Here is a 7927-nt window from a genome sequence, read left to right as displayed (position 1 = left end):
TAGTCGATACGGATGTTGGTCTCCACCATCTTCTTAGGGATTTGGTATTCGCTTCGGATGTAATTATCAACGAAGTTGAGCACCATCACCGAGTTGTACATGGTGGTCTCACCATATCTCTCCTCGGCAAAGCAATAGTTGTCGTACCAAGGCTTCATCACCTTGATCAGCTCATCGGTGGTGTGATTGAACGGCAGGACGCTGCCGTAATAATCCAGCATCTTTCTCACTTCTTCCTCGGTAAATCCCGTCATCTCATTGAAGTCAGGTGAGAGCGAGTAGTTGGTTCCGATGTTGAATCCGCTGGTCAGGTCATCCATGGTCACAGGGCTTACTCCCGTGACGAACACTCTGCCCAGAGTATTGCCAGCCGCACCCTTGATGGTATTGAAGAACTGTCGCAAGTATCCTTCTCCGTGGGTCTGGTTGCGATACCTCATAAGATGCTCCTCATGGGCAAGAATCATGTTGGTGAAGTTGTCGTACTCATCGATGAAGAGATAAATCTTCTTGCCTACCTCCTGGCACTTCTGGCACAAGAATCTCAGTTGAGACACTGCATCTGTTAACTTTTCCAATCCTTCCTTGATACCAGCAGGAAGAAGATGTGCATAGATGTCGCAGAAGAAATTGAACACAAGGCTACAATGGTTGTCCAGTCCATCCTTATAATCATCCAATCCAGCTGCCACCTCGGCAAAATTGAGGTGAATGATGAGATATGTATTATGCTCTGGTGTAGGATTCTGCCCGATGTAAAGCTTGCCAAAGATTTCCTCAAACTTGTCTTTCTTGTTGATGTCATAGTAATTCTCAAGCATGGAGAGGGTGAGTGTCTTGCCGAAACGGCGAGGGCGAATGAAGAAGAAATACTTGTTGGATTCTTCTATCTGCTCGATGAAAGGAGTCTTGTCCACATAGTAGCAATCCTCTTTTATGACATCCTCAAAATTCTGCATGCCGTATGGTATGCGCTTGCGATAAATGCGCTTTGGTCTTACTATCATAACTCAGTTTGATTATTCGTTTTTGAATCTGATGGCAAAGATAATACTTTATCTCCTAATCTCCAAAACTTTTCCCGAAAAACTTCTATCGAGTATGCTTTTATTGGGGGATTACAAATCTACCATCAAAACGAAGAAGCCCGATTCTGAATCTCTATGATTCGGAACCGGGCTCCAAGACTTAGTATCGAAAAAAATTAAAAATAGTCTTACTTGAAGTATCTCTTGTAAAGACCTGCGAAACCTGCACAGTGGCGAGCCTCGTCCTTAGCCATCTCATGAACAGTATCGTGGATAGCATCAGAACCCTGCTCCTTGGCAAGCTTGGCAATGCGGAACTTGTCCTCGCAAGCACCCTTCTCAGCTGCGATGCGAGCCTCAAGATTGCTCTTGGTATCACCCAAAACCTCACCCAGCAACTCTGCAAAGCGAGATGCATGGTCAGCCTCCTCGAAAGCATAACGCTTGTAAGCCTCTGCAATCTCTGGATAACCCTCGCGGTCTGCCTGGCGAGCCATTGCAAGATACATACCTACCTCGCCACACTCACCTGCAAAGTGATCCTTCAAACCCTTGATGACCTCCTCATTGACGCCATCCTTATATGCCTGACCGAGAACGTGTACAGTAGCGAATGTCAAATCATCATCCACTGTATCTTCCATCTCCTTGAACTTGCTGGCTGGAGCCTTGCAAATAGGGCACTTCTCTGGTGCCTCTGTACCCTCATAGATGTAACCACAAACGGTGCAAATAAATTTCTTCTTCATAATGTTAATGTATTAAAATGTTCTTGTATTGTATTATCTTATTACTATTAATTCTCTTGTCTGACGAATCATTTCGGCTTTCTGTTCCTGTTAATTCGTCTTCTTCTCCATCTTCTTGGCGCAAGCTGAACAGATGCCCTTGTAGTAGAGCTGTTCCTCCTGCACGATGTTGCCATCTATCACCTTGGTCTCTGTTACCCTTGGTGCTTGCTCATCGAAGAGGTCGATGATCTTGCCGCAGTTCTTGCAGTAGAAGTGAACGTGTGGCTCGATGTTGCCATCATAGCATACGCGATGTTCGTCGATAGTGATCATCTGGGCTGCATTTACCTCACTCAGCATGCGGAGCGTGTTATACACTGTGGTACGGCTTAGGGTCGGTACCTTGTCCTCCAAAGCTTTGTAAACATCTTCGATTTTTGGGTGGGTAGGGTGCTTGATCAGGTAGTCCAGGATTGCCAGTCTCTGTACTGATGGTCTGATGCCTTTCTCTACCAATCTGTTGTAAGCTTCTGTTTTTTTCATATTCCTATCTCTTGATTGATTTTTGCGTTTGCAAAGGTAATGAATTTATTTCTATCTACCAAATAATTCTGTAAAATATCCAAAATAATAGGCTTTATTTTTAGATAATTTACAGAATTAAATGTTTGTTCACAAAAAAGAGGCTATTTTCCGGTCTTTACGCCCAGGAATTTATCTACCATCATCAGCTGTTTGAGCTGGAAGGCTGGCTTGCATGCCTTCTTTGCCTTGAGCTTGATGGTGAAGAGATCGCGGGTGCCCTCTACGGCTGGCTGCTCACCGATGTTGACGAAGGTAGGGTAGAGCACCTTGCTGCCATCTGAGTGCAGACGGTCCTTGGTGAGGTTCTCCATCTTGCCCATATCCTTCACATCCACTCCGATGAACTCGTATTCGGTGGCGCTGTATGGCAGGGCGAAGCTCAGGGCATTGAGCGATACGAGACCTTTGCCCTTTACGGTGAGGGTGATGGTTTCGCCTGCCTTATACACCTTCTTATCTGCTGCAAGACTGATGCTGCCCTCTACGGCTGGCACCTTCTTGCTGCTTACTCCGCTCTTGAGCTGGGTAGCCACCACGGAGATATCGTAGGCGTCGATGAGACCGTTGCCGTTGATATCGCCCTTGCTTACGTAGCCCTCGAAGTCCTTGTCGCCCCTGCGCAATCCGCAGTAGTTGAGGTAAGAGGTGAAGTCGTTCTCGTCGATGCGTCCGTCGTGGTTGATGTCACCAGCCTTCTCCATCTTGCTGCCCGGAACCTTGAATACGTACATCTCGGCACCCGAACCCATTCCGCCTCGGGCTTCCTCTACGGTCATCCTGATGTACTGAGCCTCTGGGTTGCCCTGGAACTGGTATTCTTTCACGGCATTCTCGTTCTTCCAGTCGAAGCTTCCGGTCTCGGTCCAGTTGATGCCGTCGTTGCTGATGGCGAACTTACCCTTCTGGATCTGTCCGTTGGTCTCGCGCTCAGAAGCCGGGAGATAGTGAATCTTGTCGAGTTTGGCGATGCCGTTGAGGTTGAGGGTTACATCGAATGGCAGCACACCTTCCTTCTTGTAGTAGTCGGTATGCCAGAAGTTCTTCTCGTTGAAGTCGAACATCTTCGAAACCTCCAGGCCTTCCCAGTCCTTAGTAGAGTTGGTGACTGTGATGTTGCGGATAGCTTCATCGAGAGGGTCCTTGATGGTGTGCGCCTGAACGGTGGTCCATTCAGAAACGCCGTCCTTGTTCACGGCTCTCACCTGCACCTCGTAATCGGTTTCCGGTTTCAGGTTCTCGATGGTGAATTCGTTGCTGCGGATGGTGGAATGAATCACGCCATCCACCTTTACCTCATAGTAGTCGGCGTTGGACTGCTTGTTCCAGGTAGCCACCAGCTCGAATGCCTTGTTAGGGCTCTGGCTGTCCTTCATCGTTACCTGAGGGGCAGCGAGGGCACCGGTGGTGTGGAGCAGCACATCGGCGTCATCCATCTGATAGCCATCCATGCGGAGCTCTACGTCGTTGGCAGTGATGTCGGTCTTCGCCAGTCGCACATAAACCATCGGGTTCTTGCGGATATCCATCTTCTCGAAGTCGCTGCCCGGTGTGGCGAAGCGGTTGAGCTGAGGAGCCTCGTCGAAGAACCATGCATTTCCGGTTTTGCGGAGTTCATCGAGCGAATTCACCTGGGTCAGCTTCACGCTCTTTCCGCCAATCTTCGCCGCCAGCTTCTTAGGCATCTGGCTCAGATTGATGCGCAGTTCTGTAGCCTGGTTCTTCTCCTGACCCTGGAAGTGGCCCGTGGTCTTGTAGATGTGTACCTCGAGACGGTTCTTCTGCAGGGAGGAGGTGATGTGGGTGGTGGCGTGTTCGCCCAGGCGGTAAAGCTCGGTCTTGCCGTCGTCATCATAGAGGGCGTAATGGGTTTCGCCGTATGGATAGAGTTCGAAGATGCGCTGGGTGTTGTCTATCTGCGATACGTTGTTGTTAGGATTTACCATCGGGATGATGGCGCCTCGCTTCACGAAGACAGGCAGTTTCCAGTAGGGAGCCTCAAACTCGTTGATGATTCTTCCACCTTTATATATATGTCCGCTGAAGTAATCCACCCATTCGCCCTGAGGCAGGTAGATGCCGTTGCGGATGTCGTTGCCCTCCTTATCCATCTTGGTTTCCTTGTAGATAGGAGCCACGAGGAACGATGGACCGCACATGAACTGATACTGTGTTGCCTTGCCCAGGGTATAAGGGTTGGCTTCGTCGAGGAACATCGCTCTAACCAGCGGCTTGCCGGTTACTGCCTCGTGGGCTGCTGTGTAGATGTATGGCATCAGCTCTGACTTGAGCTTCAGATACCAGCGGTTGACGGAAGTAACCGGTTCGCCCAGGATATGAGGATACTTGGCATTGCTGCCCCAGCCATCCATGTTCAGACCCATTGCGGTGAAGGCCTTCCATTCGAATTCTCGCATGTTGACGATCGGATTCTTTCCGCCGAAGATACCGTCGTTGTCGCATGTGATGTTGGAGATACCCGAAAGTCCGGCTCCGATGAAGGTAGGGATGTGGAAGCGGATGTACTCCCAGTCGCCGCCCGTCTGGTCGCCCGACCAGACGGATGCGTATCGCTGTGTACCAGCCCATCCATCGAGCGAGATGATGAACGGGCGGGCATTCTCGCCATAGTAAGGCATGATCTGAGCCACGTCAGCCACACCGTTCAATCCGAAGGAATAGCCATCGCCTACCCAGGCCACGTCGGTCTTGAGCACTCTTACGCCAGCGGTTCCCACCTCCTTCACGATGTCGCGCTGCAGGAGCGCCTCAATGCTGTCTTTCGGATGCAGGTCTGACTGGGTCCAGAGTCCGATTTCCACACCGTGCTTGCGGGCGTAATCACCGAATTCCTTCAGGTTCTGGATGTTGCCGTCCAGGGTAGTCTCCTGACCATATCCGGCTCCGTATCCATCGTTTGGCAGGAACCATCCCAGCGGCATATCGTGCTTCACATATCGGTCGATTGCCGCGCGTGCCGAGAACTGGTAGTTGTTCTTTTCGCCATTGAGCGATTCCTTGATTCCGGTCTTGTCGCTTGCACTCTCCTTATACGCCTTTCCATCCTCGAATACCATGGTTCGACCCTTGTCGGCCTCCTTCCAGTAGTCGCGGTTGTAGGCATTGAGATGGCCCTCGTAGAAGCCGAACTTAGGGAGGAGTACAGGGTTGCCGGTGAGCTGGTAATAGCCATCGAGCAGATCGGTAGGCTTCTTGCCCACCATGAAGAAAACGTCTAAGTTCCTGGATTCGTGAGAGAGTTCTACCTTTCCGTTTTGGGTAGAACCGAAGTCGTAGAAACCTGGCTTGAAGGTGTACCACATGAAGCCGTAGCCAGCGGTTGACCAATAGAATGGGGCAGGGGACGCCACTCCGCCATCTACCCAGTTGTTGGTGTTGACGATTTCGATTTTCTCACCCTTGTGAGAGAATCTTCCGTTCTGTACGCCGCCACCGAAGAAATATTCATCCGGCTGTTCGCGCAGGCTGAGGGTTACCTTTTCGGGGGTAAACTGTGCCGGAGCGCTTTGCTCTGCCACGGTCTTTCCGTCTTCCAGGTTGATGATTCTGAAGAGCTGGGTAGCCTTGTCGAAGATGACCTGTGCCTTGGTGGTAGAAAGGGTGATGGAGTTATCGTTCTCCTCCACCTTCACCTGTTTATGATTCAGGGCAGTGCGTGGATTATCCACCAGGATGCTCGCCTCAGGCTTTGCCTCGGGCGCTCTCATCACGCCATCGTTACGGTCTTCGAAGATACGGAAAACACTTTCGCCGTAGAAATCTACGGCGACACGTTGCTGGTTGGCGAAGACAATCTCCACCAGCGTAGGATTGATTCTGAGAATCTGGACATCTCCCGTCTTCACGGTCTGGGCTGCCTTCTGGGCATCGGGAGCGGACGGAAGCAGGGGAGATGATGCTGTGTTGGTTGTGTTGGCAACCATAGGCAAGGTTACTGCCATTGCCATCAGGTTGCCAACAGATAATTTCTTATAAATATTACTCATTTTATTTATAGATTATTTTGAGAGTTTTTCGATAGTTACCGCCACACGCCCTGAAAGGGCAGAAGCTTCTAGCCCAGGGCATCGCCCTGGGTAATGATGATGCAAGTCTGCCGCCCTGTAAGGGCAAAAGCCTTCAAATACCAGGCAATATACAAAGCTTTTGCCCTTACAGGGCGCCTTGCTGATTGCTTGTATACCCAGGGCGATGCCCTGGGCTAGGAGCTTCTGCCCTTTCAGGGCGTCCTTGAACCACATTCGCTAGTTCTTCAGGGCGTGTGGAGCATACTTGCGAAACTTGAATCTCTAATTTCTATTCTTACAGTTTTTCGATGAATGCCTTCATCTCTGCCTCGTGTTCCTTCGCCTTGAGGAAAAGATGCCACTGGTTCTGGGCTCTTACGAGGTTGTGCTCAGGATACTTGCACTTCCAGTAGTGGTCGCCGTTGAGGTAATCCCAGAGGAAGCGTACTGCCTGCATGTATGGGAAGAGCTCGGCTGCATGAGGAAGCAGGGAAATCTCCAATGGAGAAAGGAAGGCTGATGCTGACTCCACATAGCCGCGGGTGAATGATTCGAAGATGTCCATGCGGAAATCTATCTTCTCGAACTCTGGAGAATCCTCGGCGATGGTATTGGCTGCCGTGCGGAGGAAATCGCCGTAATCGCTCACGAAGAGTGATGGCATCACGGTATCGAGGTCGATGACGCACAATACGCGACCCGCTTCATCAAACATCATGTTGTTGACCTTGGTATCGCAGTGGCAGACATGCTTCTGCAGCTTGCCCTCGCGGAAGAGGCGCTGGCAGAGACACATCTCATCCATATAACTCTCGATTTCTGCGATGAAATCCTTTACGCCTTCTGCGCGTCCGGCACGGTCTTCTTTCACTGCCTGACGGAGCTGGTCGCGGCGCAGTTCCATGTTGTGGAAATCAGGGATGGTTTCGCCTAGGCGGTCGGTGATGTCGGTGAGCTGAGCCTCGAACTCTCCGAAGGTCTTTCCTGCGTAATAGGAGCTTTCCGGGTTGACAGCCTCCTGGGTGATGGCACGAGGAATGAAGACGGAAATGCGCCAGTACTGCTGGTCTTCGTCTTTTACATAGGTCTTGCCATTGCTCGCCTTGACGAAGGTGAGTACCTTGCGGTCGATGTCGTCAGCGCCCTGCTTTTCGAGCTGCTGGCGGATGTGTGTAGTTACTTCCTCGATGTTGTGCTGCAAGAGATCTACATCGGTGAAGATAGAGTCGTTGATGCGCTGGAGAACATAGTCTGGTGCATCGTCTTCTACTGTTGTCACCTTGTAGGTGTCATTGATGAGTCCATTACCGAGAGGTTTTACCTCATTTACAGTTCCGGTGATGTCGAACTGTGAGATGATAGGTTTGAGATCTTTCATTTTAGTTTGGTTTTAAATATATTTTTAAAGCTTTTGCCCTTACAGGGCGTAGTTTCTTATTGGATTTTTAACCCAGGGTGATACCCTGGGCTAGGAGCTTCTGCCCTTTCAGGGCGTATTGCTTGCAACATTCTCCCAGTGCTAGGAGTTTTCCCTTTTCAGGGCGTATTGCTTGCAATA

Annotated in this window: 5 protein-coding genes; all 5 read right to left on the bottom strand. The window is 50.4% G+C overall.

Annotated elements, in window-relative coordinates; genetic code table 11:
• Positions 1–1007 (bottom strand): AAA family ATPase (locus tag DW657_RS12145; protein WP_233546957.1); only part of this gene is annotated, 1007 nt, incomplete at its 3' end.
• Positions 1008–1216: 209 nt separating this feature from the next.
• Positions 1217–1777, bottom strand: coding sequence for an NADH peroxidase (locus DW657_RS12140; protein ID WP_089542486.1), 561 nt, complete (start codon positions 1775–1777; stop codon positions 1217–1219).
• A 90-nt stretch (positions 1778–1867) separates the two neighbouring features.
• Positions 1868–2302: a Fur family transcriptional regulator gene (locus DW657_RS12135; RefSeq protein WP_118312704.1), complete on the bottom strand. Its 435-nt coding sequence runs from the start codon at positions 2300–2302 to the stop codon at positions 1868–1870.
• A gap of 143 nt (positions 2303–2445) precedes the next feature.
• Entirely contained in the window at positions 2446–6348 is a 3903-nt protein-coding gene (locus tag DW657_RS12130) for a TIM-barrel domain-containing protein (RefSeq protein WP_199658357.1), read from the bottom strand.
• 316 nt (positions 6349–6664) lie between these two features.
• Entirely contained in the window at positions 6665–7747 is a 1083-nt protein-coding gene (locus tag DW657_RS12120) for a phosphotransferase enzyme family protein (RefSeq protein ID WP_118312702.1), read from the bottom strand.
• Positions 7748–7927: the final 180 nt, after the last annotated feature.

Source organism: Prevotella sp. AM23-5 (assembly GCF_003473645.1).
GTDB classification, from domain to species: domain Bacteria; phylum Bacteroidota; class Bacteroidia; order Bacteroidales; family Bacteroidaceae; genus Prevotella; species Prevotella copri_A.
Note: the sequence above shows the minus strand (reverse complement) of the source record. Positions and strands in the feature narration are given on the sequence as shown.